The sequence below is a fragment of the Streptomyces sp. NBC_01224 genome (genome assembly GCF_036002945.1).
Classification (GTDB): Bacteria; Actinomycetota; Actinomycetes; order Streptomycetales; family Streptomycetaceae; genus Streptomyces.
In genome coordinates this window covers 8,690,792-8,715,473 of record NZ_CP108529.1, presented here as the reverse complement: position 1 = coordinate 8,715,473, position 24,682 = coordinate 8,690,792, and the positions used below count along the sequence as shown (strand labels likewise).

22 protein-coding genes and 1 pseudogene are annotated in these 24,682 nt (G+C 68.7%); 9 read left to right on the top strand and 14 right to left on the bottom strand.

The genetic code is table 11. From position 1 onward, the window contains the following. Positions 1 to 12 precede the first annotated feature (12 nt). The 4 genes from OG609_RS39480 to OG609_RS39465 all read right to left on the bottom strand — a co-directional run bounded on the left by OG609_RS39480 (position 13) and on the right by OG609_RS39465 (position 4,947). A complete protein-coding gene (locus OG609_RS39480; protein WP_327277208.1) occupies positions 13 to 996 on the bottom strand; it encodes an ROK family protein in 984 nt (327 codons plus the stop codon). After that, positions 993 to 2,066, bottom strand: coding sequence for a zinc-dependent alcohol dehydrogenase (locus tag OG609_RS39475; RefSeq protein WP_327277207.1), 1,074 nt, complete (start codon positions 2,064 to 2,066; stop codon positions 993 to 995). Before OG609_RS39475 ends, OG609_RS39480 begins: the two co-directional genes overlap by 4 nt. A 224-nt stretch (positions 2,067 to 2,290) precedes the next feature. Beyond that, on the bottom strand, positions 2,291 to 3,841 hold the full coding sequence (locus OG609_RS39470; protein ID WP_327277206.1) for an acyl-CoA synthetase: 1,551 nt from the start codon (positions 3,839 to 3,841) through the stop codon (positions 2,291 to 2,293). Continuing rightward, complete coding sequence (locus OG609_RS39465) at positions 3,838 to 4,947, bottom strand: NAD(P)H-dependent flavin oxidoreductase (RefSeq protein WP_327277205.1); 1,110 nt, start codon at positions 4,945 to 4,947, stop codon at positions 3,838 to 3,840. The genes OG609_RS39470 and OG609_RS39465 overlap by 4 nt, the downstream gene beginning before the upstream one ends. Before the next feature lie 182 nt (positions 4,948 to 5,129). Between OG609_RS39465 and OG609_RS39460 the strand changes: the two genes are divergently transcribed. After that, the gene (locus OG609_RS39460; protein WP_327277204.1) at positions 5,130 to 6,980 is read left to right on the top strand and encodes a serine hydrolase; all 1,851 of its coding nucleotides are present in this window, start codon (positions 5,130 to 5,132) and stop codon (positions 6,978 to 6,980) included. An 83-nt stretch (positions 6,981 to 7,063) separates the two neighbouring features. Here OG609_RS39460 and OG609_RS39455 read toward each other — a convergent pair whose 3' ends face one another. Next, positions 7,064 to 7,684: a LysE/ArgO family amino acid transporter gene (locus OG609_RS39455; RefSeq protein ID WP_327277203.1), complete on the bottom strand. Its 621-nt coding sequence runs from the start codon at positions 7,682 to 7,684 to the stop codon at positions 7,064 to 7,066. A gap of 232 nt (positions 7,685 to 7,916) precedes the next feature. Between OG609_RS39455 and OG609_RS39450 the strand changes: the two genes are divergently transcribed. Both OG609_RS39450 and OG609_RS39445 read left to right on the top strand, forming a co-directional pair. Continuing rightward, entirely contained in the window at positions 7,917 to 8,792 is an 876-nt protein-coding gene (locus tag OG609_RS39450; RefSeq protein ID WP_327277202.1) for a phosphotransferase, read from the top strand. A gap of 455 nt (positions 8,793 to 9,247) precedes the next feature. Further along, entirely contained in the window at positions 9,248 to 10,468 is a 1,221-nt protein-coding gene (locus tag OG609_RS39445; RefSeq protein WP_327277201.1) for an MFS transporter, read from the top strand. A 44-nt stretch (positions 10,469 to 10,512) separates the two neighbouring features. On the opposite strand, the gene OG609_RS39440 is transcribed toward OG609_RS39445, so the two are convergent. The 8 genes from OG609_RS39440 to OG609_RS39405 all read right to left on the bottom strand — a co-directional run bounded on the left by OG609_RS39440 (position 10,513) and on the right by OG609_RS39405 (position 18,772). Then, the gene (locus OG609_RS39440) at positions 10,513 to 11,412 is read right to left on the bottom strand and encodes a MurR/RpiR family transcriptional regulator (RefSeq protein ID WP_327277200.1); all 900 of its coding nucleotides are present in this window, start codon (positions 11,410 to 11,412) and stop codon (positions 10,513 to 10,515) included. Positions 11,413 to 11,438: 26 nt separating this feature from the next. Then, positions 11,439 to 12,689 carry a M20/M25/M40 family metallo-hydrolase gene (locus tag OG609_RS39435; protein ID WP_327277199.1) on the bottom strand — a complete coding sequence of 417 codons (1,251 nt, stop codon included), beginning with the start codon at positions 12,687 to 12,689 and terminating at the stop codon, positions 11,439 to 11,441. Then, a complete protein-coding gene (locus tag OG609_RS39430; RefSeq protein WP_327277198.1) occupies positions 12,689 to 13,459 on the bottom strand; it encodes an amino acid ABC transporter ATP-binding protein in 771 nt (256 codons plus the stop codon). The genes OG609_RS39435 and OG609_RS39430 overlap by 1 nt, the downstream gene beginning before the upstream one ends. Before the next feature lie 3 nt (positions 13,460 to 13,462). Then, complete coding sequence (locus OG609_RS39425; RefSeq protein ID WP_327277197.1) at positions 13,463 to 14,449, bottom strand: amino acid ABC transporter permease; 987 nt, start codon at positions 14,447 to 14,449, stop codon at positions 13,463 to 13,465. 1 nt (position 14,450) lies between these two features. Further along, positions 14,451 to 15,362, bottom strand: coding sequence for an ABC transporter substrate-binding protein (locus OG609_RS39420; RefSeq protein WP_327277196.1), 912 nt, complete (start codon positions 15,360 to 15,362; stop codon positions 14,451 to 14,453). Between the two features lie 855 nt (positions 15,363 to 16,217). Beyond that, on the bottom strand, positions 16,218 to 17,012 hold the full coding sequence (locus OG609_RS39415) for a MerR family transcriptional regulator (RefSeq protein ID WP_327277195.1): 795 nt from the start codon (positions 17,010 to 17,012) through the stop codon (positions 16,218 to 16,220). A gap of 12 nt (positions 17,013 to 17,024) precedes the next feature. Beyond that, positions 17,025 to 17,819, bottom strand: a complete 795-nt coding sequence (locus tag OG609_RS39410) for an ABC transporter permease (RefSeq protein WP_327277194.1) — start codon at positions 17,817 to 17,819, stop codon at positions 17,025 to 17,027. Beyond that, a complete protein-coding gene (locus OG609_RS39405; RefSeq protein ID WP_327277193.1) occupies positions 17,816 to 18,772 on the bottom strand; it encodes an ATP-binding cassette domain-containing protein in 957 nt (318 codons plus the stop codon). The genes OG609_RS39410 and OG609_RS39405 overlap by 4 nt, the downstream gene beginning before the upstream one ends. Positions 18,773 to 18,957: 185 nt before the next feature. Between OG609_RS39405 and OG609_RS39400 the strand changes: the two are divergent. Continuing rightward, positions 18,958 to 19,205 (top strand): annotated as a pseudogene (locus OG609_RS39400) (Tn3 family transposase); the annotation flags it as partial. A gap of 7 nt (positions 19,206 to 19,212) precedes the next feature. Here OG609_RS39400 and OG609_RS39395 read toward each other — a convergent pair. Continuing rightward, positions 19,213 to 19,842 (bottom strand): TetR/AcrR family transcriptional regulator, encoded by a 630-nt coding sequence (locus tag OG609_RS39395; RefSeq protein ID WP_327277192.1) that lies wholly within the window; start codon positions 19,840 to 19,842, stop codon positions 19,213 to 19,215. Between the two features lie 153 nt (positions 19,843 to 19,995). Here OG609_RS39395 and OG609_RS39390 point away from each other — a divergent pair, with 153 nt between their 5' ends. The 5 genes from OG609_RS39390 to OG609_RS39370 all read left to right on the top strand — a co-directional run bounded on the left by OG609_RS39390 (position 19,996) and on the right by OG609_RS39370 (position 24,662). Next, positions 19,996 to 21,213: a beta-ketoacyl-[acyl-carrier-protein] synthase family protein gene (locus OG609_RS39390; RefSeq protein ID WP_327277191.1), complete on the top strand. Its 1,218-nt coding sequence runs from the start codon at positions 19,996 to 19,998 to the stop codon at positions 21,211 to 21,213. Positions 21,214 to 21,429: 216 nt separating this feature from the next. Next, positions 21,430 to 22,344, top strand: coding sequence for a recombinase family protein (locus OG609_RS39385; RefSeq protein WP_327278342.1), 915 nt, complete (start codon positions 21,430 to 21,432; stop codon positions 22,342 to 22,344). A 751-nt stretch (positions 22,345 to 23,095) separates the two neighbouring features. Then, positions 23,096 to 24,304 carry a reverse transcriptase domain-containing protein gene (locus OG609_RS39380; protein WP_327277190.1) on the top strand — a complete coding sequence of 403 codons (1,209 nt, stop codon included), beginning with the start codon at positions 23,096 to 23,098 and terminating at the stop codon, positions 24,302 to 24,304. Then, positions 24,301 to 24,474 carry a DUF397 domain-containing protein gene (locus tag OG609_RS39375; RefSeq protein ID WP_327277189.1) on the top strand — a complete coding sequence of 58 codons (174 nt, stop codon included), beginning with the start codon at positions 24,301 to 24,303 and terminating at the stop codon, positions 24,472 to 24,474. Before OG609_RS39380 ends, OG609_RS39375 begins: the two co-directional genes overlap by 4 nt. Continuing rightward, positions 24,474 to 24,662 carry a DUF397 domain-containing protein gene (locus tag OG609_RS39370; protein WP_327277188.1) on the top strand — a complete coding sequence of 63 codons (189 nt, stop codon included), beginning with the start codon at positions 24,474 to 24,476 and terminating at the stop codon, positions 24,660 to 24,662. The genes OG609_RS39375 and OG609_RS39370 overlap by 1 nt, the downstream gene beginning before the upstream one ends. Positions 24,663 to 24,682: the final 20 nt, after the last annotated feature.

Sequence of the window (24,682 nt, the reverse complement as noted above, 5' to 3'; positions counted from 1 at the left end):
TCGCGGCCCAGCTCACGCGGTCCCTGCCGCCAACGGCGGTACGTCTGCTCCCGAGCCGTCCGCGGACGGTCGCGCCGTCCCGTCGCGGGCCGGGTGCCGTGCTTCCTCGGCGGCCCGCTCGGCCAGCACCAGACCTCCCGCCGGTCCGGCGAGCGGGCCGAGGGCGGCAGGGACCACGAAGTCGTCGGCGGCATGCTCCGGCAGGCCCGGATAGCCGGCCAGTGACCGGGCGAGTTCCGCCCGCAGCAGGGGGAAGAGGCCGGGCAGTACGGCCACCCCGCCCCCGATCACGATGCGTTCGGGCGCGGTGGTGTAGATGATGTCGCGCAGCCCGGAGGCGAGGTAGACCGCCTCCATGTGCAGGGCGCGTCGGAGCACTTCACCACTCAGTTCCTCCGCCGGTCGTCCCCAGCGGGCGGCGACGGCCTCGCCGCCCGCCATGCCTTCCCAGCAGTCCGCGTGGAAGGGGCAGGACCCCGGGAAGTCGTCCCCCGGTATCCGGGGGACGCTGAGATGACCCATCTCCGTGTGGACCAGGCCGTTGATGACGCGTCCCCCGATCACCGCCCCGCCGCCGATGCCGGTGCCCACCGTCAGGTACACATAGGTGTCCCGGCCCCGTGCGGCGCCCCAGCGGCCCTCGCCGAGCGCCGCGCCGTTGACATCGGTATCGATGGCGACCGGCACACGGAGCGCGGCGGCAATCGTTCCCGCGACGTCCACTCCGGACCACCCGGGCTTCGGCGTCGCTGCAAGGCGTCCGTAGCCGGGATGCGAGCGGCGCAGTTCGAGGGGGCCGAACGACGCGATGCCCACGGCGTCCAACGGCCCCTTCACCGCAGCCTCCTCGAAGAAGGCGACTGCTCTGGCCAGCGTCGGTTCCGGCTCTCCTGTGGGGAAGCGGATCTCGTCCTCGATCCGGTCGGGCGCCGATCCGACCAGGCACACGAACTTCGTCCCGCCGGACTCGATCGAGCCCAGCCGCGGCCCGTTCACGCGCCCGCCGGCCAGCCGTCCGCGCCGGCCGGGCCGGCGTCGGAGCGGATGACAACCTTCATGGCGTCGTACCGACTGCCCATCCCGTCGCGGCCGACCCCGCCCAGCGCGCCGAGCGCGTCCTCGTACGCCTCCAGTGGGAACTCGTGCGTCACCAGGCGTTCCAGTCCCAGACCGCCCGCCAGGTCGACGGCCACGGGGAAGGTGTCCCCCCGGAAGTCACCGGCACCGATCAGCCGGATCCCGCGATTGGTCAGCCGGAGCGGCCGCAGCGGCATGCTGTAGCTGTCGTCGAAGCCCATGAGGACGACCCGGCCGCCGTCGTCGATCAGGCGCAGGGCATCCTCCAGACCGCTCCCTGTGGTGTCGAACACGACGCCGGGCCGATCGCCTCCGGACGCCTTCGCAAGGGCCTCGGCCGCGTCCGTTCGGGACACGTCCACCACATGCTCGAACAAGTCGCGCGCTGCGGAGAGCCGGTAATCGTCCGTCTCGGCCACGATGACGCAACGCGCCGTCCGGGCGGCGACCAGTGCGACGAGCACGCCGATCGGTCCCGCGCCCAGTACTGCCACGGTGTCATCGACCGTCAGATCGGCCGCTTGGACGTTGTTGAGGACGCAGGCGAGCGGTTCGATGAGTACCGCGCTACGGAAGGGCATCCCGTCGGGAACGCGTCGCACGAACCGCTCCGGCAGCACCACGCCGTCGGCGTATGTCCCGTCACGGTCCACACCGACCTCCGTCCCCGCCTTGTTCCGGCAGAAGTTCGTCGCCCCGCGCACACACGGCGCACACCAACCGCAGTACAGCGTCGGGTTGACCACCACTCGGTCCCCGACGGCGAGCGACCGCACCCCGGCACCCACCTCCTGGACCAGACCGACCGACTCATGGCCGAGCACCACACCCGGCCTTGCCGGGAAGCGACCGAGGAGAATCTTGCGGTCGGTCCCGCAGATCCCGGTGCCGACAATCCTCACCACTACGTCGTCGTCAGCGCCGATGCGTGGCGCCGGACGCTCTTGCAACTCGACGGACCCGGGCCCCAGGTAGACAAGTGCGCGCACAGGTACCTCCCTCTCGGTGTGCGGCAGCGAGTGCTGCCGGCGCCGTGCAAGGCGAAGCTGTGTTCGGCCATCGACGTTAGCGCAGGGCCACCTGCCGGGAAACGGCGCTTCTGAGCCGTTGGGCGCGCCGCCTCACCCCTGTCGGGCGCCGTCCCTTCGTCCCCGTTCCCGTCGAGGGATTCCGTCGGTGACCATCCGTCAGAACACAGCACAGAGGGAGAACTTCACAACGCCCGCTCGTGGCCCTCCCAGTACGGATCGCGCAGCCGCCTCTTGTACAGCTTGCCGTTGGGATCGCGGGGCATCTCCTCGATGAAATCGATACTCCTGGGGCGCTTGTACCCGGCCAGATGGTGTTCGCAGTGGCGCAGGATCTCGGCGGCCAGCGCTTCGCCCGCCCCGTGTGTCCCGGCCGGTTCGACGACCGCCTTGACCTCCTCGCCCCAGTCGGGATGCGGAATGCCGAAGACGGCCACGTCGGCGACCGCGGGGTGGCTGAGGAGGACACTTTCGATCTCGGCGGGGTAGATGTTGACACCACCGGAGATGATCATGTCGATCTTGCGGTCGCGGAGGAAGAGGTAGCCGTCCTCGTCGAGGATGCCGAGGTCTCCGACGGTGAAGAAGTCGCCGATGCGGTTCTTCCTCGTCTTGGTCTCGTCCTTGTGGTAGCTGAAGCCGCCGGTGTTCATCTTCATGTAGACGGTGCCGAGCTCGCCGGGCGGCAGGCGGTTGCCGTCGTCGTCGAAGACGGCGAGTTCACTGATCGGCCAGGCCCTGCCGACCGTGCCCGGTTTCTTCAGCCAGTCCTCGGCGGTGGCGAATGCGCCGCCGCCCTCGCTGGCCGCGTAGTACTCCTCGACGCACCGCCCCCACCAGTCGATCATGGCCCGTTTGACGTGGTCGGGGCAGGGTGCTGCGCCGTGGATGGCGTGGCGCATGGCCGTGACGTCGTATCCCCGCTTCACCTCGTCGGGGAGGGCGAGGAGGCGGTGGAACTGGGTCGGGACCATGTGCGTGTGGGTGCAGCGGTGGGTGTCGATGAGGCGCAGCATCTCTTCGGGCGTCCACTTGTCCATCACGACCAGCGGGTGCCCGATGTGCAAGGACGCTCCCGCGAACTGGAGGACGGCCGTGTGGTAGAGCGGCGAGCAGACGAGATGGACGTTGCCGCCGAAGGGTTTGATGCCGAAGATGCCGAGGAATCCGCCGAGGTGGCTCTCCTCGGGGAGCTTTCCGGGGCGCGGACGGCGGATGCCGCGCGGGCGGCCGGTGGTACCCGAGGTGTAGTTCATGACCCAGCCGAGGGTCCGGGCCTCGGGGGGTGCGTCGGACTGCCCTTCGAGCAGTTCGGCGTACGGGCGGAAGCCGTCGACCGCGCCTACGGCATAGCGGTGGCCGGCCGGAAGCCCGGCCTCGTCAGCGGCCGCGGTCGCCGCCTGGGCGAACCGTTCGTGGGCGATGAGCACCTTGGCTCCGGAGTCGGCGACGATCCAGGCGATCTCGGGGCCGACGAAGTGGTGGTTGACGGGTACGAGATAGAAGCCGGCCTGGGAGGCGGCGAGGTAGGCGGTGAAGAACTCGACACCGTTGGGCAGGACGACCGCGAAGGCGTCGCCCTGTCGGAGTCCGGCCGCGCGCAGTCCCCGGACCAGGCGGTTGGCTGCAGCGTGCAGCCGGCCCGCCGTCCAGCTCTCGCCGTCGGGTGCGATCAGAACCGTACGGCCGGGATCGGCGGCGGCCTGGGCCCAGAAGCCGTTGGGCGGCCGGTTCATGAGGCGCTCCGTCCAGCGATGCGGTTGATCCGGTCCACGGCGCGCTCGAAGCCGCGGGTCAGATCGTCGAAGACGGCCTGAACGCTGCGTTCGCTGTTCATCCGGCCGACGATCTGACCGACGGGGGTGCCGAGCAGCGCACCGGTCTCGTACTTCTGAATACGCGAGACGGCTTCGGCGACCAGCAGCCCCTGGAGCGGCATGGGCAGGGTGCCGGGACCCGACGGGTCGTCCCAGGCGTCGGTCCATTCAGTACGGAGCTGGCGTGCGGGTTTGCCGGTGAGCGCGCGGGAGCGGACGGTGTCGCCGGAGCCCGCGGCAAGGAGTTTGCCGGTCAGTGCGCGGGAGTGGAGGTCCGCCTCTTCCGTGGTCAGCCAGAGGGAACCGAGCCACACGCCCTGGGCGCCCAGGGCGAGTCCGGCGGCGATCTGCTCTCCGCTGCCGATGCCGCCGGCGGCGAGGACGGGGAGCGGCCCCACGGCGTCGACCACGTCCGGGACCAGGACCATGGAGGCGATCTCACCGGTGTGGCCGCCCGCCTCGTACCCCTGGGCGACGACGATGTCGATGCCCGCGTCCGCGTGGTGGCGGGCGTGTCTGGCACTTCCGGCGAGCGCGGCGACGAGAACATCCTGGTCGTGGGCGCGTCGGACGACGTCGGCGGGCGGCGACCCGAGGGCGTTGGCGAGGAGTTTGATGGGGTAGTCGAAGGCGACGTCGAGCTGGTTGCGGGCGACTTCCTCCATCCATCCGGTGATGCGCCAGCCGGACGCCTCGCCCTCGGCGAGTTCCGGTACGCCGTGTTTGGCCAGGGTGTCCTGGACGAACTGGCGGTGTCCGTCCGGGATCATCGCCTCCACGTCGGCCTCGGTCACCCCCTCCACCTTCTTCGCGGGCATGACGACGTCAAGACCGTACGGCCTGCCGTCGGTGTGCTCCTGCATCCAGTCCAGGTCACGTGCGAGGTCGTCGGGGGCGGTGTAGCGGACCGCGCCGAGTACGCCGAATCCGCCGGCCCGGGTGATGGCCGCGGCCACCGCGGGGAACGGCGTGAAGCCGAAGATGGCGTGCTCGACTCCCAGTTTCTTGCTCAGCTCCGTCTCCATGGGGCGCAGGATGCCGCAGTCGGACATCCGAGGGAAGAGATTTCCTGATGCAGTGTCAGATTCTTTGTGACGCCGGGGGCCTCCGCGACAGCAATGGTGACAGTAATCTCTGCGGCGGCAGGAAGTTTCATCGTCGGACGAAATTTCGAAAGTTACTTTCGCGCAGCAGGAAGGGGTTCCGGATGACCGAGGACGCGGCCGGCAGAGGGATCAGCCGACGCAGGCTGGGCGGTGGGATGCTGGCCCTGGGCGGAGCACTCGCCCTGGCGCCGATTCCGTTCGCGGAACGGGCGTCGGCCATGGAGTCGGGGGCGGGGTCGTCAGGTATGCACGCAGGGATCGGGACGAGCACGGCATCCGGGCAGGCCCGGCCGACGCTGCGGCGCGGATCCGCTGCCCGTGCCGGGTTGTTGCAGGGGCCTTTGGACCAATTGGTTGTCGATGCGGAGAAGTTCCTCTCCAACTCCCCCAAGCACCCCTGGTACGCGGGTGCGGTGCTACTCGCCGGGCGGGGTGGCACGGTGGCACTGCACCGCCCGATCGGCAAGGCCGTCCGCTACGCGGCGTACGACGAGAAGACCGACACAGGGGTGGAGTTCCCGCCCGACCAGCAGATCGCCATGGCCGAGGACACGGTCTTCGACCTGGCTTCGGTGTCGAAGCTGTTCACCTCGATCCTGGCCGTGCAGCAGATCGAGCGCGGAACTCTGGAGCTGGAGGCGAAGGTTGCCTCGTATCTGCCCGACTTCGCCGGTGGCGGCAAGCAGGACATCACGATCCGTCAGCTGCTCACGCATACGTCGGGCTTCCGTGCCTGGATTCCGCTGTACAAGGCACCTACGCGGGAGGGGAAGCTGGAGCTGCTCTGGAACGAGGTGCCTGCCAACCCGCCCGGCACGGTCTACCTCTACTCCGACCTCAATCTGATCTCGCTGCAACTGGTCCTGGAGAAGATCACCGGCCGCACCGAGGATGTCCTGCTCCGTGAGCAGATCACTGCTCCGCTCGGTATGCACCGCACTCGGTACAACCCGCCGGCCTCCTGGAGGCCGAAGATCGCCGCAACCGAGGATGCCCGGCTCCCCTGGTCCGGTCTCGACCGCGGGCTGGTCTGGGGCGAGGTGCACGACGAGAACGCGTACAGTCTGGACGGCGTGGCGGGCCACGCCGGAGTGTTCTCCTGCGCCTGGGATCTCGCGATCCTCGCCCGTACGCTGCTCAACGGCGGGATCTACGGCCGCGCGAGGATTCTCTCCGCGGAATCGGTGGACCTGCTGTTCACGGACTTCAACACCGCGTTTCCCGGCGATGCGCACGGACTCGGCTTCGAGCTCTACCAGCACTGGTACATGGGGGCTATGGCAACGCCTCGTACCGCAGGCCACACCGGTTTCACCGGCACCAGTCTGGTCCTGGACCCCACGACCGACTCGTTCCTGATCGTCCTCGGCAACTCGGTGCATCCGGTGCGCAGTTGGCGCTCCGGCAGCGCGCCGCGCGTCGCCACCGCCAACCAGATGGCGCGCGCCGTCGCGGTCCGTCCCGCCCGGGGGCGTACGGCGTGGTTCTCCGGACTGGCGAGCGCCGCCGACGCCACGCTCACGCTGCCCGCGCTGCGTCTCGCGTCGTCGCGGGCCCGGCTGAGCTCGGCCCTCTGGTGGGACACCGAGCCCGGGTCCGATTTCCTCTTCCTTGAGGTGTCGGCGGACGCAGGGTCGACCTGGCAGGCGGTGCCGTTCACCACCGTACCGATGGCCGGTCAACACCACCCGGAGCCCGAACCGCATCCGACGGGCTCTATCTCCGGCTGGTCCGGCCGGGTCTGGCACCGTCTTGACGCGGACCTCGCCGCATGGCGCGGCAAGGAGGTGCGGCTGCGGTGGCGGTACGCCACGGATCAGCTGTACGTCGGGCGCGGGGTGTACGTGGACGCCGTCCGGGTCGAGGACGGCAATCGGACGGTCTTCGACGAGAGCCGGCCCGGGGATGCCGCGGGCATCAAGGCGCTGGGATGGACGGCTTCAGCGGACTGAGTCGGGCCGTGGCGTACAGAGGCGGGCTGTCGAGCCATTGGCCGGCCGTGCCGGGGAAGGGCCGTCCCTCTTCCCCGGCACGGTCACAGCAGCCGGACGGCGAGTGCCGTGATGAGGACGCTGGAGACCAGAGCGGTGACGAGCTGCCCGCGGCTGCTCGTCACCGCCCGGCCGAGCAGCGCTCCCCCACCGGCGAGCAGCAGCTGCCAACTGGCCGACGCCACGAAGGCGGCCAGTACGAACACCGCCCGCTCCAGGTGGTCGGCGTCGGCGGTGGTGCGGCTGCCGAGCACGAGCGCCGCGAAGTAGATGACAGTGGCGGGGTTCATCATGGTCATCCCGAGCAGCATCAGGTAGGACCGTGCCGGACTGACAGGGTCCGTCCCGATCCGGGCCACTGTCCGCCGTCCCCGGTACCGCGCGATCGCCGCCGTGCCGCCGCGGACCGCCAGCGCGATCAGCACCAGTGCCGACGCCCACCGCAGCAGCGGCATGACCGGCGTGAGCACATGCGTGAGCGAGGACCCCCCCACCACCGCGACGACCGCGTAGAGACCGTCGGCGGTTGCGACACCCAGTGCCGCACAGGCCCCCGTCCTCAGGGACGTCCGGGCGGTGAGGCCCACCAGGTAGGTCCCGACCGCTCCCACCGGTATGGCAATGCCGTACCCGGCCAGAAGTCCCGCGACCAGGACGGCGATCATGCGCGTTCGGGAGTCGGTCTCCGCAGTCCGCCGGGCTGCTGCTGACCGCCGCACACCGAGTGGGCGGCGGAGATCGGTGTCAGCGGGGCGGTGATCGATTCCATGGGCAGATGGTGGGGCCGGCGCGGCACCGCGGGCAAGGCATTTTCTTGACGCCGGACCGTCCGGGGCCGGCAGTGCGGCATCGGCACCCCCTTCCGCGGGGCGGGTGGCTGCGACGGAGAATGCTCCGATGACCGCATCTCCGCAGAACTGGACGCGAGCCGAACGACTTGATGCCGACCGGGTGACAGAGGCCCTGAACGCCGAGGCAGGTGTCCGGCTGGTGGTGGAGGGGCCCTGTCCGGGAGGGGAGGTAGGTGCCGCGTACGTGCGGTGGCCCGACGGGCACCGGTCCGTGCTGAAGTGGCGGCCGGATACGCAGCTCAAGGATCTGCGGGCGGGACCGTTGGCGGTGTGCGAAGTGCTGCACACGCAGGGGTATCCCTGCCCGTCGACGGAGTTGGCGGTCCAGGTGGATCGCGCGGTCGTTCTGGTCCAGGAGTGCCTGCCGGGCACGCCGGTGAAGTGTCTGGACCACCATGGGCTGGATCAGGCACTGGCCCTGAACGAGTCGCAGGCGGGGCTGTTGGCCGAACGTACGGATGTCCCGTTGATGAACCTGTACCTGCTCGACGACGGCCCCGGCTACTGTCTGCACGGGCCACTGCGTCGGCACAGTCGGCGCAGTGGTGCCCTGGAGCACCGGGTCAAGTCGGCCGGGGCCGATCACCCACACCAACTGCCCGGGCACGACGTCGTGCACCACGACTTTCACCACGGCAACCTGCTCGCCCTCGACGGTTCGGTCACCGGAGTCATCGACTGGGACGGCGCCGGCCGGGGCGACCGCCGTTTCGACCTGGTCACTTTGCGCTTCGGGCTGCATGCGAACCAGCAGGCCCCGGGCGTCACGCGCCGCCTCGACGACATTCTGGACGGCCTGCCCGACGATGTCCTGCGTCCCTCCTGGGCGCATATGAGTCTGCGCATGGTCGACTGGGCCATCAGGCACTTCGCGCCGGGCGATGTCGAGCACTGGCTCGACCTGGCCGAGCAACGCGTGTAACGAGCGCAGGGCAGGTGAGCTGCGGCGGAGCTGTGCTGGACGAAGCGTTGCAGGTGCCGGCAGGGGGGTGACCTCCTGCGGTCAGCGGGTTGGCACGAAATGAGACCGGCGCGACCGGCTGGGACCACCGGTACCACCTCTCCACCGCCCCGGGCACCGGGCCGACCGGCCGGGATGGTCCCAGGAGCCACAGAGGGCGGACCGTCCCGGGTGCGGGCGGCCGATGCAGCATCTGCCGACGGTGGCGAGCACCGAGGCGGATTCCCGTTCGCGACGGGCCTGGGAGCCGGTGGAGGACCGCGGTCGGCCGTTCGAAGGGGCGGGGCCGGTCCTGGGCGACCTCGGGGGTGCGTATCTGTTCCAGTGCCCCACCTGCCCGGGGCGACCGTGCACGCACCGCTTCGACTGCTTCCGAGAGCAGGATAGAGTGCCCGCCGGGCGACCACAGGAGGAACATGAAGGCCGCGATCGAACTACCGACAACTCCCTTAAAACCACTGCGAGTTGCCGCTTTCCGCCGATTCGTCCTCGCCAATCTCATCTCGGCGACCGGGTCCGCGATGGCTCCCCTCGCCCTCGCCTATGCGGTGATCGGACAGGGCGGCGGAGCCGGGTCCCTCGGCGTCGTGCTGGCCACGAACTCCGTACCGACGATCGTCTTCACCGTCGCGGGCGGCGTCCTCGCGGATCGTCTGTCGCGCAGCCGGATTCTTTTTCTGAGCAATGCCCTGTCCGCGGCCGCGCAGGGGGTACTCGCCGTGCTGGTCGCCACGCATCAAGCGACGACCGCTTCGATCGCCGCATGCGGCTTCGCGTCGGGGGTCGCCGTGGCCTTCACCGCGCCGGCCGCGGTCGGTGTGGTGGGGCAGCTCGTCGCGGCGGAGCACCTGCAGCAGGCCAATGCGCTGGTCCGGCTTCCGAACAATGCCGTCAAGGTGCTCGGCCCCGTCGTCGGAGGTCTGATCGTCGCGGTCGGCGGCCCGGCGTGGGCCCTGTCGTGGGATGCGCTCACCTTCCTGGTCGCAGCGCTCCTGTTGCTCGGCCTGCGGCTGGGCGCGCCGGTCACGAAGGGCAGCGCCCTGGCCGACCTGCGGGCGGGCTGGTCCGGCTTCCGCTCCCGCACTTGGCTGTGGACGTACACCGCCGCCGGAACGGTCGTGGTCGCCGCATGGCTGGCCGGCTTTCAGCTCCTCGGCCCGGTCGTCGCCGCCGAGCACTACTCGGGGGCGCGCTCCTGGGGGCTCGTCCAGGGCGCGTTCGCGTTCGGGCTGCTTGCGGGGACGGTGATGTGCCTGCGCTGGAAGCCCCACCGTCTGCTGGCCGTTGCCGTCGTCACCGGCTCCGGGCTCTGCCTGCCACCGGCGGCCTTGGGAATGGGCCTGGCCCTGCCCTGGGTGCTGCTCGGTGCCGTGCTCGCGGGCGTGGGGCTGGATGTCGCCATCGTGGCGTGGAACACCGCGCTCCAACAGCACGTGCCCCAGGAGGAGCTGGGCCGCATGAGCTCGTTCAACGGTGTCGGGGAGCGTATCGCCATCCCGCTCGGCTACCTCGTCACCGCGCTCGCCGCACATGCCTGGGCCGATCGGACCGTGCTCCTGGTCTGTGCCGGTGCCATCGTGGCCACCACGGTCCTCAACCTCTGTGTACGGGACGTGTACCGCGTCAATCGCGTCTGAGCGCGCGGGCGTGTACTCGACAGCGCACCCTGCAGGCCACCGTCTCAGACCGGCTCGGGGTCGTCCGGCTGGATGCCTGCCCGGCGGGACACGTCCTCGCTGTGCTCCAAGTGGCTGCGCCCCTCCTCGCCGAGCTGCCTGAGCACCCCGGCTAGCACCGTCTCGACGGTGGCCAGCGTCGGGACCATGCTGTCGTACGGCGAAGGCGCGGCGACATGACTGGGCAGGACGACGTCGGCGAGGCTGGTCACCGGCGAGAGCCAGGCGTCGGTGAACAGGACGACCTTGCTTCCGCACTGCGCGGCCATCTCGGCAATGACGATCTTGTCCGGTTCGTAGCGCCGGTAGTCGAAGACCACGAGGACGTCCTGCCGGCCGAGACCCGCCAGGACGGCGGTCCGCTCCACGTCGCGGTCCGGCAGGATGACCACGTCGCCGCGCAGTTGCATGAGGTGCAGTCCCAGGTACTGCGCCAGCAGATGCGTGAACCGGCCGCCGGCCAGGATGATGCGACGCTTGGGGTGGCAGAGCAGGGAGATCGCCGCCTGCACGTCGTGGGGCGGCAGTTCCCGCAGCGTACGTGCGACCTCGGAGCTGAAGACGTCCTGTCCACCCTCGGGGTGCGCGGTGGCCCGCCCCTCCTCCTCCTGCGCGCCGGGTGACGTGCTGCCGTATCCCCGTGTGCTGTAGAGCTGCAGAGGTGAGGCGCTGCGTTCCTCCAGCTCCCCCCGCAGCGCCGCCTGGAAGTCGGGGAACCCCTTGTAGCCGAGCCGGTTGACGAAACGGATCACCGTGGGCGCGCTCACCGCGGCGCGTTCGGCAAGCGTGGCCACCGTCTCGAAACCGGCCGACGGGTAGCCGGCGAGAAGCACCCGGGCCACCTTGCGTTCGGCGGGGCTGAGGTCACCGAACCGTTGCCGGATCTCTTCGGCGAGTGAGGACATGGGCCGGGCCACCTTTCCAAAGGGGTTCAGATTACGCGGATCGGCGTGCTCCGGGTATCCGGGTCAGCTGTCGTCGTGGAGCCGAGAGCAGTGATCAGTGCCGCAAGCAGGGCGACCCTGGGCGGGACCGTCGTCACGTCCAGCCACTCCTGCGGGCTGTGGTCACCGCCGCCGACCGGGCCGAGGCCGTCGAGCGTCGGCACCCCGGCTCCGGCAATGGTGTTGGCGTCGCCGACGCCACCGGTGGCAGCGGCTCCCAGGTCGAGGCCGAGCTCCGCCCCGGCTTCCCGGGCGTGGGCGAACACAGTGCGGGACGCCGGGGTGTCCTCCATGGCCGGGCATGCTTCCGTCTGCCGCACGGTGGCCGTGGTGCCCGGTACGGTCAGGTGGGCGGCGGCGGCCTCGATGGCCTGCCGCGCGCACTGGATGCCCGATCCGGTCGAGGAACGTACCTCCACATGCAACTCGGCCTCGGGGCAGACGATGTTGATACGGCTGCCGGCCCGGATCATCCCCACATTGACCGTGACGTCGCCCCACCGTCCGTTCATCTGCTGGCAGACGATGAGCAGGTGGGCGGCGGCGAGCGCGGCGTTCGCTCCGCGTTCCGGTTCGATGCCGGCGTGGGCGGCCCGTCCCGTGATGGTGATCAGGAAGTCCGCCACGCCCTTGCGGGCGATGACGAGGTCGCCGTTCTCCCGGGCGCACTCCAGGCCCAGCCCGTAGTCGACGGCTGCGGCGAGCTCCGCGGTCACCGGGCGGCTGGCCGGGGAGCCGATCTCCTCGTCGGGGGTGGCGAGGAAGACGATCTCCGCGAAGTCCGTCATCCTGCGGCGCAGCAGGAGTTCCACGGCGGTAAGGCCGGCCAGCAGGCCGCCCTTGTCGTCGCTGACTCCGGGGCCGTGGGCGAGCGGTCCGTTACGGGTGAAGGGGCGCTGCGCCGCCGTCCCGTCGTCGAAGACGGTGTCCAGGTGTCCGGCGAGGAGGATGCGCCGTCCGCCCTGTTCGGCGGGGAGCCGGCCGCGCAGCCGACCCACCACCAGGTCACCGAAGTGCGTGTCCTGGTCCGGGGCCGTGACGGGCGACCGGTCCACCTCGAACCCCAGGCCGGTCAGGCGTCGCACGGTCCATGCCGCGATGCGATTGACTCCTTCAGGGCTGTACGAGCCGGAGTCGATGGACACCAGATGTTCCAGGTCCGCCAGGTAGCGGTGCTGGAGGGCGAGGGCATCGGGGAGCAGCAGGGCCGCCGTGCCCCGCTGCCGTACCTCGGGCATCACAGGACCTTCGACAGGAAGGTGCGGGTGCGTTCCTGCTGGGGATCGCCGAGTACCTGCCGGGGGTCGCCGGCCTCGACCACGACACCGCCGTCCATGAAGACGGCCGTGTCCGCGACCTCCCGGGCGAATCCGATCTCGTGTGTGACGACGACCATCGTCATCCCTTCTGCGGCCAACTGCCGCATCACGTCGAGCACTTCCCCGACCAGTTCCGGGTCCAGAGCCGACGTCGGTTCGTCGAAGAGCATCAGTTTGGGCTTCATCGCGAGCGCTCTTGCGATCGCAACGCGCTGCTGCTGGCCGCCGGACAGCTGGGCCGGATAGCGCTCGGCACGGTCGGCTAGGCCGACCCGGTCCAGCAGCCGCAGGGCGTCGGCGCGTGCCTCGGCCCTGGTGACGCCCGCGACCTTCACGGGCGCCTCCATGACGTTGTCCAGCGCTGTCATGTGCGGGAAGAGATTGAACCGCTGGAACACCATCCCGATGTCGCGGCGGGCGCGGGCGATCTCGCGTTCCTTCAGCTCGTACAGCCGGTTGGCCTGCTGCCGGTAGCCGACCGGGGCGCCGTCGACGGAAAGGCTGCCTCCGTCGATCTTCTCCAGATGGTTGATGCAGCGCAGGAACGTGGACTTCCCCGAGCCGGAGGGGCCCAGCAGGCAGCAGACGCGGCCGCGTTCGACGGTCAGGTCGATGCCCCGGAGCACGGAGACCTTCCCGAAGTGTTTGCGCACGCCCTCGGCGTGCACCATCGGCGTTTCCACTCTCATCTCTCATCCCTTCGAGTCGGTCGATGCAGCGGGGCCGGTGCGGGAGATCCGGAGTGCGGCACCCGCGACGAGGCGTTGCAGCGGCCCGGTGGCAGGGGTGGCGAGTGCCGTGCCACGGCCGTAACGGCGCTCCAGCCAGGACTGTGGCAGGCCCAGTGCCGTGACGAGGATCAGGTACCAGATGCTGGCGACCACGAGCATGGGGATGACCTGGTAGTTCTGGGCGTACACGTCCTGGATGTTGGACATCAGGTCGTGGGCGGAGATCACCGAGACCAGAGCGGTCATCTTGAGCATGTTGATCGTCTCGTTCCCCAGCGGAGGAATGATGACCCGCATGGCCTGGGGCAGCACGATGCGCCGGGTGGTCAGGGCCGGTTGCATGCCGAGCGAGTGGGCGGCCTCCGTCTGTCCCGCGTCGACGGACTGGATACCCGCGCGGACGATCTCACTCGCGTAGGCCGCCTCGTTCAGCCCCAGTGCCAGGAGTGCGGCGACCGCGGGGGTGAGCACCGTGTTGGTGTCCATGTCCAGGAAGGTGATGTGGGTGAACGGGATGCCGATCAGGATGTGTTTGTAGAGAGCGCCCGCGTATCCCCAGAAGATGATCTGGACCAGTAGCGGGGTGCCGCGGAAGACCGAGACGAACGCGTTCGCCAGGGCGCGGAGTACGGGGTTGGACGACAGGCGCATCACGGCTACGAGAACGCCCAGCCCGAGGCCGACGGCCATGGCTGCCGCGGTGAGCCACAGGGTGGTGGCCAGGCCGTTGAAGACGAGGTCGGCGAAGACGTAGTGCCCGACGATGTCCCAGTGCAGGTTCTTGTTCCCGGCGAGGGAGCCGATCAGGCCGACGAGGGCGGTGAGGGCTGCCGCGGCGGCCAGCCATCGGCCCCAGTGGCGGATCGGTACGACGGTGAGGCTCTCCTCTGCAGGCGGTGCGGTGGCCTGGGCGCCGCGTACGGCCCCGGCGGGTGTGAGGGCGGCCATGTCAGGACACCGCCGCGTTCTTGGTGGCCTGCTTCACCGCGATGGAGGCGGCGCCGTACTTGTCGCAGATCTTGCCGAGCGTACCGTCGTCGATGAGTGCCTGTACGGCTTTCTGGATCGCGTCGGTCAGGCCGGGAAGCTGTTTGCTGACACCGATGCCGTTGGGGGTTGCCTCGTAGCCGCCGCCTGCGGCGGGGTCCTCGACGACCTCGAAGGCGCGGCCGCCGTCGGCGGTCTTCGCCGTCCAGCCGGCGCCGGGCTTCGTCACCAGATCAGCGACCACTTTCCGTGAGCGCAGGGCGAGTTGGGCGTCGGAATCCTTCGGGAATGTCTGGATGGAGATGGCACCCTTGCCTGCTTCGGCACACTTGGCCTGATGAGCCTTCAGCACTTCCAGCTGGTGGGTGGCCGCCTGGGTACCGACCTTCTTGCCGCAGAGATCGTCGAGCCGTGCGATCCGGTCCGGATTCCCCTTGACCACGAGGATTCCCGAGCCCGATACGGAGTAGTCCACGAAGTCCAGGACCCGCTGTCGTTCCTTGGTGTCGGTCATGGCCGAGATGACCGCGTCGAACTTGCCGGCCTGGACGGCGGGCACGATGCCGTCGAACTTCTGGGCGGTGAAGGCGAATCGCACTCCCAGCTTGGCGCCGAGCGCCTGGCCGAGGTCGTAGTCGAGCCCGGTGAGCTCGGGCTGCCCCTCGGTCTTGAACATGACGAACGGCGCATACGGTACGTCGGTGGCCACCCGGACCGTGCCGCTGGACCTGACGGCCGGGGGCAGGGAGGCGTGGAGTTTCGCGTCGCGGGTGACGTGCACACCCGCGACGGTGACATCGCCTGCGGGAGCGGCAGCACCATCGACGGCGCCGTCTTTTCCGCATGCGGACAGCGTCGTGGACGATGCGATCAACAGTGCAGTGGCCGCTACTGCGCGGCGGACTGGGCGGGTGTGCAACACGGACCCCTCTCGCGGAACTGCCGTGCGGTTGGTTCACCGCCGACCGGATGCCCGCACGTTACACCTCAGGCATATTTTCGCCATACTGTAACGCCTATAACATATCGATAACGGTCGGACCCGGAGACGACGCAAGCCATCAGCTGCGGATTCTCCAGCCGTCAGCGCAGCCCTCACTCACAGCTGTCGTCCCGACGTCGTTTCAGAACATCGACCATCACGGAGATATGTAACGCACCGAATCCAACGGGCAGGTGACGGTGAGGGCCGGGAGCCCCCGATCAGCAGCTGGACGGTGCCGGTGGCCGTCACCTCGCCGCAGAAGGTCTCCGTGACCTGCAACGGCAGCCCCATCTGGGACACAGCGGCAATGTGATGACGATGAAGCCGAACGGCGACGGCAGCCTCGACGTCGACGGCCTTCGGGTTCACCGTCATGGCCAACGGCAACACATCGGCGCCCACGATCGGGGCCCGCACCGCCTCCTGACCGTCCGACATCCGGCAAGGACATGAGGGCGCGGCGATCCTTGATCGTCGCGCCCTTGCGAGTGGCATCCGGCCGGGTCAGCAGGAGTGGTCGGCGGTGACGTCGGCGGAGAGATGGAGTGTCTGTTCCGCTGTGGTTGCGCGAAGGGTCAGGAACTGCTCTCGACTAAGCCTCGATCCACCATGCGACAGTACGGGCCTTGAGGTTCAGCCCACTGAACCTCAGTTGCACGTGGCTTTGGGACGCCGCAGAGACTGGCTGGGGCAGTGAAGATCAGCAGGGCCCACCCGCCAGGAACGCCGCACCGCAGCGTCTTCCTACCGTGTTCCGGCCGCACCCTGAGTTGGGTTCACGCGCTCAAGCTTGGTCCAGCCGGTCCAGCCTCGCTTCGTCAGCAACTCGATCAGCCGACGGGTCGGCGGCAGTGTTTCGTACACATGTGTGTCCAGTAGCTGGGCGAACGGTGGCTCGATGTCGGTGTCGTCGACGTAGAACTCGCCCTGCTCGTTGGCCATCTGCGTGATGTAGGCGGCCAACTTGTCGGCCAGTTCGACCAGCCGTGGGTCGTCGTCGGTGCGGTCGAGAGCTTTGCTCAGGGTGAGATAGAAGTCGGTGATCTGCGGGTCGACGATCTGCTCCCGCTTGCGTGCCATCCACTCCGGGACACGCTCGGGTGAGCGCGCGGCCAGCGGGATCCAGCCGTCGCGTTCGACCTGGACAATTCGCTCGTCGACCCCGAGCGCCCGCAGCCGGTCAAGGAACTCGACCACCTCCTGGGGCAGTGCCAGGTTGTCCCCGGCGGCGAGGCGGGCGATCCGCTCGCGGTGCCGCTGCCGCTCCCGGATCTCCGCCCGCAGCCGCTTGTCGATATCTGCGACTGCCCCGGCGAACTCCTCCTCGTCCGCCTGCAGCAGCTCCCGCACGCGCGCCAGCGGGACCCCGGCCTCGGCGAGGGTCCGGATCTTGACCAACTCGACTACGGCACCGGCGTCATACCTCCGATAGCCGGAGTGGTCCCGCTCCGGCTCCGGCAGCAGCCCCTTGGCGTGATAGTGCCGAACCGCGCGCACCGTCACTCCGGCATACGACGCCAGCTCGCCGATAGTCAGCATCAGACCAGTCTCCTAGTTCGCAGCCCGGGTCCGGTAGAGACGCCGCGACCAGAGGTAGCCGACCAGCCCGATCACCACACACCAGCCGATGGCCCAGAGCACGTCCGAACCATCGGGCGATCCGGCCAGCAGACCGCGGAAGGCGTTCATGATCGGCGTGAACGGCTGGTACTCGGCGAACCACCGCAGCCCGGTCGGCATTGACTCGACCGGCACGAACCCGCTGCCCACGAACGGCAGCATGATGAAGATCATCGGCCAGTTGCTCGCGGCCTCCGGGTTCGGGCTGGCCAGGCCCAGCGCCACGGTGAACCAGGTCATCGCGAACGACAGCAGCGCGAGCAGACTGGCCAGGCCCAACCACTGCATCGTCGAGGCGGCGGTCTCCAAACCGAGCAGGAACGCCACGCCAAGGACCGTTGCGAGTGCCAGCGCGGTCTGGACCATCGCGCCGAGCACGTGGCCGGTGAGCACCGAGACCTTGGCGATGGCCATGGTTCGGAACCGGTCGATGATCCCGCCTGTCATGTCGGTGGCGACCGAGACCGCGGTGCTGATGGACACGCTTGCCACCGCCATCACCAAGATCCCGGGAGTGATGAACGTCAGGTAGTCGCCGCGGTCCCCCGCCGGGGCTCCGGGCAGACCGGCGCCCATGGTGCCGCCGAAGACGTAGACGAACAGCAGCAGGAACAGTAGCGGCAGGCCGATCAGCATCAGCGTCTGCGACGGGTACCGGGCCATGTGCTTCAGGTTGCGGCGCAGCATGGTCGCCGAATCGCGGACGGCATACGTCGCGCTATTCATGCCGGCACCTCCTCGGGAGACTCGTCGGCGGTGGAGTGGTCGGTGAGAGCCAGGAACACGTCATCCAGGTCCGCGGTGTGCACGGCGAGCCCGGTGACCGCGTCGTCGTCGATCCCGGCCAACAGCCTTCGCAGCGTGGTGAGGCTGCCGTCGTGCGGCAGGGTCACGGTGAGCGCCGCGGCGTTCGGGCTCGCCTCGGGGAACTGGCGCGCCAACTCGGCCAGCCGCTCACTGTCGGCGGCCTGAAGCTCGATGTGACCGCCGGGGACCAGCCGCTTCAGCTCGGCCGCGGTGCCCTCGGCGGCCAGCCGGCCCCCGTCGAGCACACCGATCCGGTCGGCGAGCTGGTCGGCCTCCTCCAGGTACTGGGTGGTGAGGAAGACGGTGACCCCGTCGGCCACCAGCTCCCGCACGATCCCCCACAGGTCACGGCGGCTGCGCGGGTCGAGGCCGGTGGTCGGCTCGTCGAGAAAGATCAGCCGCGGCCCGGCCACCAGGGTCATCGCCAGGTCCAGCCGCCGCTTCATACCGCCGGAGTACGTCACCGCACGCCGGTCGGCGGCATCAGCCAGGTGGAACACCTCCAGCAGTTGCTCTACCACGCTCTTCGCATGGCGCCGCTCAAGGTGACCGAGGTCGGCCATCAGCCGCAGATTTTCCCGCCCGGTCAGTAACTCGTCCACGGCGGAGAACTGCCCGGTCACTCCGATCGACGCACGCACCTGGTCGGCCTCGCTGCGTATGTCGTGCCCGGCGACCCGAGCCTCACCGGCGTCTGCGGGGAGCAACGTGGACAGGATTCGGACTGTGGTGGTCTTGCCGGCCCCGTTGGGTCCGAGCAGGGCGTAGACGGTGCCTGACGGGACGATCAGGTCGACTCCGGCGACTACCTCGTGGTCGCCGTACGACTTGCGTAGCCCGGCGACCTCGATCGCACTGGTTCTCGTAGTCATGCCCACCATGCTGAGAGGTTGCCCCTGCGTCAGGGTCAACTGTTGCGGCTACATGGCCTCGCACACTCGGGACGTCGGCCTCTGCCTCACACCGGCCACGGTCGGCTGTCATACGAGCGCGCCGAGTACCTGGTCAACCACGCCGCCAGGAAGCACGACCACGCCGTGATCAATTCCTTAGCCCGGAAAAGCACCGTGGCGCGCTGGGTCTCGTTTTGAATGCCGTGGTGCTCTGGACCACGCGGTACATCGACGCCGCCGTCACCCAGCTCCGTGCCGAGGACGTGGCCCGGCTCTCCCCGCTCAAGCACGAGAACCTGAACGTCCTGGGCCGCTACAGCTTCCCCCCTTCCAGCCGTTCGACGGCTTGCGGCCACTGCGCGATCCGGACGCCGCCGATCTCGACGACGGTGACGACGGCAACGACGAGTGAGCCCGGCTCAGCGCTCCAGTTCGCCAGGCATGGCGCTCAGCCCGGCACGAGCCGACGGAAGCGGCTGAGTGGCAGTCATCCGACGGGCCAAGCCAACGAGGTGCTGGCGCAGGTCAGTATGCTCGTCGCCCGTGGAGCCAAGGATCAGTCGGGTGATCTGGGGGAAGGCGGAGGGCAGTACAGCAATCCCGATGAGAGCCAAAAGAGTGCTTGCAGCGCGATCGTCCGGCTTCGTACCCAGCGCTGCGGCCAGTGTCGCCACCATCTCCTGGTAGCGGATCGACCGCTGCCGCTCGGCTGGAAGGCAGTCTCCGTCGTATTGCAGGGCTTCCCACATCATCAGGCGAAGCAGTTGAGGATTGCGCTGGTGGAGGTCGTAGATCCGGCCGACAAATTCAGCCGGATCCCCGGAAGGTGGTCCCAGCAGAACGGCGTGCTCGTTGAGGGCCTCGGAGACGACAGCGACGAAGAGGTTCTCCTTGCTGCCGAAGTAGCCGTAGATACGTTCCTTGCTGACGTCCGCCCGCTCCGCGATTCGGCTGACGCGCGCGCCTGCCATGCCGTGGGCGGCGAATTCCTCACGGCCTGCGGCCAGCAGACGGTCACGAGTTCCTACTAGGTGATCACTACTTGACATGGCACAACTCTACATACCCAACCAGACGGTTGGTTGGATAGGTTGTGGATCACAGCGGCACCCGATTGTCCGCCTCAGCCGCTGACCACTGCGCGCGGCCGGTTGGAGGACAGTCGGCGGTGGCCATCCGAGGCGCTAGGAGACGAGGAAGTCATGGCAGACGCAGGTGTGTGGGTTACCGGCCTTGGGGCGACCACACCGCTGGCCGGCGACGTTGCAACGACGTGGTCCGCGATGTTGGCCGGAAAAAACGGAGTCGCCGTTCTTGATGACCCGTGGGCTTCTGCATTGCCGGTCCGCCTGGCGGCTCGCATGCGAGTGGACCCTGCAGCAGCCATGCGGCGAACAGAGGCCCGCCGGATGGACCGGTGCGAGCAGGCAGCGGTCGTGAGCGCCCGTAAAGCTTGGGTCGATGCGGGACGTCCCGACGTCGATCCGGAGCGGCTGGCTGTCGTCATCGGCACCGGTGTTGGAGGTGTGCTGTCTTTGCTTGAGCAGGACGATATTTTGGAGGTATCCGGGCCGCGCAAGGTCTCTCCGCACACCGTGCCGATGTTGATGGCCAACGGCCCGGCTGCCTGGGTGAGCATTGATCTGGGAGCTCGGGGCGGAGCACACACCCCTGTCAGCGCGTGTGCGTCCGGGGCAGAGGCCATCGCCCTGGGCCTGGATCTGATCCGTCTCGGCCGTGCTGACGTGGTCGTAGCCGGAGGAACCGAGGCATGTGTACACGGACTGCCCTTGGCCGGCTTCGCGCAGATGATGGCCCTCGCCACGACGAACAACGAACCCGATAGTGCGTCCCGTCCCTTCGACTCGGAACGCAATGGCTTTGTGCTAGGTGAGGGTGCTGCCGTCCTGGTGCTGGAGCGCAGGGATTTCGCCCGCGACCGCGGCGCGCGTGCCCACGGCACACTCGTTGGCGCCGGAGTCACGTCCAGCGCCCAGCACATCACGGCTTCCGATACCGCCGGGCAGGTGCGGACCATCCGCATGGCGTTGGCAGCGGGCGGCTTGGCACCCGAGGACATCGGCCTGGTCCACGCACACGCCACCTCCACTCCGCAGGGAGACCTTGCGGAGGCAAACGCCGTGGAAGAGGCCGTCGGAACGCACCCAGTCGTCACCGCCACCAAGTCAATGACCGGGCACCTCCTGGGAGCGTCCGGAGCCTTGGGCGCGATCGCCACCCTCCTCGCTCTGCGGGACGGGATCGCACCGGCCACCAGAAACCTCGACAAGATCGATCCCGCGATTAACCTCGACGTTGTCTCCGATCGCCCCCGTCAAGGAGCTTGGACCGCGGGAATGGCCAATTCCTTCGGCTTCGGTGGCCATAACGTCTCCTTGGCCTTCACCACGGACCGCTGATCAGAATCTCCTCTGCCTGCAAAGGCCACTGATACAGCAACCATCGCCGCCCGAGTGTCGGCAAACGAACGAACGACGACAGGTGCGGCGGGCGTCCAATGAACCCGGACTTTCCGGGACCTGACGGCGGCGCGGATCCAATCAGATCCGATGGAAGCTGATGACAGGGTTTGCTGACAGCTAGGGTCGAATGCGACCACCACAACAGGGAGCGGCATCGCCAACCTGGTCTACAAGCGGGTATCGACCGACCAGCAGTCGACCGACCGTCAGAACCTCGTCCTAGCTGAGGCCGACATCGAGGAGCCGGTCACGTTCGAGGAGGAAGGCGGCATCTCCAGCCGCCTCCATCCTCTTGAGCGCCCGAAGTTCGGCGAGCTGCTCCCCTACGCGCGGCCGGGCGACACCGTCCACATCTCCGAGATGTTCCGCCTCGTGCGCGGCACCCAGCACATCCTCGACGTCCTCCACCGCGACCGCCTCGCCCTGCGCATCCACGACGGCGCGTTCTCCGCGATGGACCTCACCGCCCGCCACCCGCGCACCGGCGAGCTGCTGTCCACGGTGGAGTTCATGGTGCAGACCCTCGCCGCCGCCGGCGAACTCCAGCGCGACCTCCAGCGGGAGCTGACCTACGACGGGCTGCGGGCCGCCGAGGCCAAGGGCAACAAGGGCGGGCGCCGACCCGCCGTCCCGGCCGCGAAGACCGACAGCGTCCGCACCGCGTACCTGGAAGGCCGGTCCTTCGCGGCCCTCGCCCGCGACCACGACGTCAGCCGCGGCGCCATCCGTACCGCTGTCGCCGACCTCCTGCCCGAGTACACAGCCGCCGAGCCGGGCGCCCCGGCCCCGGAACTGCCGGTCGTTCTCGACATGCCGGGCAAGGTCGCCGACTTCCTCCGCGCCGCCGACCTGGAGCCCGCCGAGCGCGCCACGCTCGACCAGGGCGTGACCGTACGGCGCGGCCAGGGCTACACCCTGCGCGTCACCGCCGTGCCTGCGATCCACCGCCAACTCCTTGACTTCTGCCAGCCCCTCGACAGCACCCCGGGGACCTCGGCGGTCCCGGCACGGCGCAAGGCACGCCGCGAGTACGCGAACCGCGTCAACGCCCTCGGAGCCCCGGCCTGACCGAGATCAGCGGCTTAGCGTTGGCCGCTGTACCGATGTTCCGAGCGCCGCCAATTGCATCGGATGCGAACTGGCGACGGTATGCGCATCGCGGCCGGATGACGTGAGGCTCAGACCGCTGATCAGCGACATCAGGCGTCAGGGTGCCTTGCGACCGTAGCGTTTGGCGAGGGGTAGCGGGGAGTCCTTGTCACTCGTGGGGGTGGATGGTCTGCGGTTTCAGCTCCGACTCGCACTCGATGCGGTTTTCTCGCATCAGATGCGAGTTACGGAGAGTGGTGGCCGGTGAGGTTCAGAGGGACGGTGCCGGGGGCGGCGACACTGCACCTGGCGGATGATGTCGCACTGCTCCGGCCGGAGGAGCAGATGCTCACCGCGATGTTGGGCGGCTTCGCCAGCCAGCAGCTCGCGCGGAACCTGGCCCGCTCGACGGTCGAGGGCCGAGAGAACACGGTGAAGGCGTTCGCGGCCTACGTGAACGCCTTCCCGTGGCAGTGGACGTCCGCGATGGTCGACGAGTGGCTCGGTGATCTGCGCTCATTGCGTGATTTGAAGCGCTCGACGATCCGCTCGTACTCTGAAGCCGTCCGTTCCTTCTGCCATTTCGCCACCGACCCCCTCTATGAGTGGGCCAGTGCCTGTGAAGAGCGGTTCGGTTCCCACCCGGTCCATGTCGTGCACGAGGCCAGAAACCGTTCGGGATGCGCGCAGTTCCGGGACGTTGTTACGAGGCTCACTCCTGGACGCGGACTTGGCCGGGGCATTCGACCGGATCGACCACGATCACCTTCTCGACAGTCTCGGCACCTTCCCCGCACGGGGCATGGTTCGGGCCTGGCTGAAGGCCGGCGTGATCCAGTCCGGCGAGTTCACGCCGACCGAGGAGGGAACTCCTCAAGGAGGCGTGATCAGCCCCATGCTGATGAACGTGGCCTTGCACGGAATGGAGCACGCGGCAGGGGTCCGCTACCGGCCCAGCGCACGCAGTGACGCTGAGACGGTCAAGGGATGCCCTGTGCTGGTCAGATACGCCGACGATTACGTGGCGATGTGCCACAGCCGCGAGCAGGCCGAGCAGGTCAAGGCCAGTCTCACGGCGTGGCTGGAGCCGAGGGGACTCCGCTTCAACGAGGACAGGACACGCATCGTCCACGTTGAGGACGGGTTCTCGTTCCTGGGCTTCGACATCCGCCGCCGCGTCGATCGGCAGGGCAGTGGAAAGCTGCTCATCACCCCCAGCAAGGAGTCGGTCAAGCGGTTCCGGAAGCGGCTCACCGCCGACGTGCGCTCCATGCACGGTGCGAACGCGGCCGCCGTGGTGTTCCGGCTCAACCCGGTTATCCGGGGATGGTCGGCCTACTACCGGAGCGTGGTCTCCGGCCGGGTCTTCACCGGCCTGGACCGCCACGTCTGGCACCTCACCTACCGGTGGGCCAGACGTTCGCACCCGAACAAGTCGAGGGGCTGGGTCGCGACCCGGTACTTCGGCAAGTTCCACAAATCCCGGCAGGACCGGTGGGTGTTCGGCGACCGCGACAGCGGCGCCTACCTCACCAAGTTCGCCTGGACGAAGATCGTCCGGCACGTCCCGGTCCACGGCGGAGCATCTCCGGATGACCCCGCCCTGGCCGAGTACTGGACCGAACGGCGGCGCAAGAAGAAGGCCCCGCCCGTGGACGAGCACACCGCCCGGCTTCTTCGAAGCCAAGGCGGACGCTGTCCCGCATGCGGGGAATTCCTGCTGCACGCCGAGCACGAGCCACGCAGCCCACGCGAGTGGGAGCAGTGGTTCATTCCGAATGCCACCGCCAGCACCACGCGAGCGATGGCAAACGGACCACATCAACCTGCTGACCTGCGAAGCCCATGTGGCTTGCTTGAGCCGGATGCCGGGACGACTGGCACGTCCGGTTCTGAGGGGGCCGGGCCACGGCAACGTGACCCGGCTACCCGACTATGAGCAGCTACAGCAACCAGGACCGAGGCGAGTGCATCGAGGTCTCCGACGACCAGGCCACCGTCGTCCCTGTACGGGACAGCAAGACCCCCCTCGGCCCGGTCCTCATGTCCCCCGCCGAAGGCTGGACCACCTTCATCAAGGCCTTACAGAAGGGGCAGTTGAGCAACTGATGCCCTGGCGAAGAAGCAGCTACAGCAACTCCGACGTCGGCGCCTGCATCGAGGTCAACGACGACCGCGCCGCCGTCGCCTCCGTACGCGACAGCAAGGTGCCCCACGGCCCGAACCTCTCGTTCGCCGCCGATCGCTGGAGCACCTTCGTCACGGCGGTGAACAACGGCTTCCTGAGCAACCCGTAGGTCACTCGCGCCTCAAGGTC

What these genes read in the sequence shown, in the direction of transcription:
- OG609_RS39470 (WP_327277206.1), bottom strand. Translation starts at nt 3,841, where the DNA reads ATGAACCGGCCGCCCAACGGCTTCTGGGCCCAGGCCGCCGCCGATCCC.
- OG609_RS39465 (WP_327277205.1), bottom strand. Translation starts at nt 4,947, where the DNA reads ATGGAGACGGAGCTGAGCAAGAAACTGGGAGTCGAGCACGCCATCTTC.
- OG609_RS39460 (WP_327277204.1), top strand. Translation starts at nt 5,130, where the DNA reads ATGACCGAGGACGCGGCCGGCAGAGGGATCAGCCGACGCAGGCTGGGC.
- OG609_RS39455 (WP_327277203.1), bottom strand. Translation starts at nt 7,684, where the DNA reads ATGATCGCCGTCCTGGTCGCGGGACTTCTGGCCGGGTACGGCATTGCC.
- OG609_RS39450 (WP_327277202.1), top strand. Translation starts at nt 7,917, where the DNA reads ATGACCGCATCTCCGCAGAACTGGACGCGAGCCGAACGACTTGATGCC.
- OG609_RS39445 (WP_327277201.1), top strand. Translation starts at nt 9,248, where the DNA reads ATGAAGGCCGCGATCGAACTACCGACAACTCCCTTAAAACCACTGCGA.
- OG609_RS39440 (WP_327277200.1), bottom strand. Translation starts at nt 11,412, where the DNA reads ATGTCCTCACTCGCCGAAGAGATCCGGCAACGGTTCGGTGACCTCAGC.
- OG609_RS39435 (WP_327277199.1), bottom strand. Translation starts at nt 12,689, where the DNA reads ATGCCCGAGGTACGGCAGCGGGGCACGGCGGCCCTGCTGCTCCCCGAT.
- OG609_RS39430 (WP_327277198.1), bottom strand. Translation starts at nt 13,459, where the DNA reads ATGAGAGTGGAAACGCCGATGGTGCACGCCGAGGGCGTGCGCAAACAC.
- OG609_RS39425 (WP_327277197.1), bottom strand. Translation starts at nt 14,449, where the DNA reads ATGGCCGCCCTCACACCCGCCGGGGCCGTACGCGGCGCCCAGGCCACC.
- OG609_RS39415 (WP_327277195.1), bottom strand. Translation starts at nt 17,012, where the DNA reads ATGCTGACTATCGGCGAGCTGGCGTCGTATGCCGGAGTGACGGTGCGC.
- OG609_RS39410 (WP_327277194.1), bottom strand. Translation starts at nt 17,819, where the DNA reads ATGAATAGCGCGACGTATGCCGTCCGCGATTCGGCGACCATGCTGCGC.
- OG609_RS39405 (WP_327277193.1), bottom strand. Translation starts at nt 18,772, where the DNA reads ATGACTACGAGAACCAGTGCGATCGAGGTCGCCGGGCTACGCAAGTCG.
- OG609_RS39395 (WP_327277192.1), bottom strand. Translation starts at nt 19,842, where the DNA reads ATGTCAAGTAGTGATCACCTAGTAGGAACTCGTGACCGTCTGCTGGCC.
- OG609_RS39390 (WP_327277191.1), top strand. Translation starts at nt 19,996, where the DNA reads ATGGCAGACGCAGGTGTGTGGGTTACCGGCCTTGGGGCGACCACACCG.
- OG609_RS39375 (WP_327277189.1), top strand. Translation starts at nt 24,301, where the DNA reads ATGAGCAGCTACAGCAACCAGGACCGAGGCGAGTGCATCGAGGTCTCC.
- OG609_RS39370 (WP_327277188.1), top strand. Translation starts at nt 24,474, where the DNA reads ATGCCCTGGCGAAGAAGCAGCTACAGCAACTCCGACGTCGGCGCCTGC.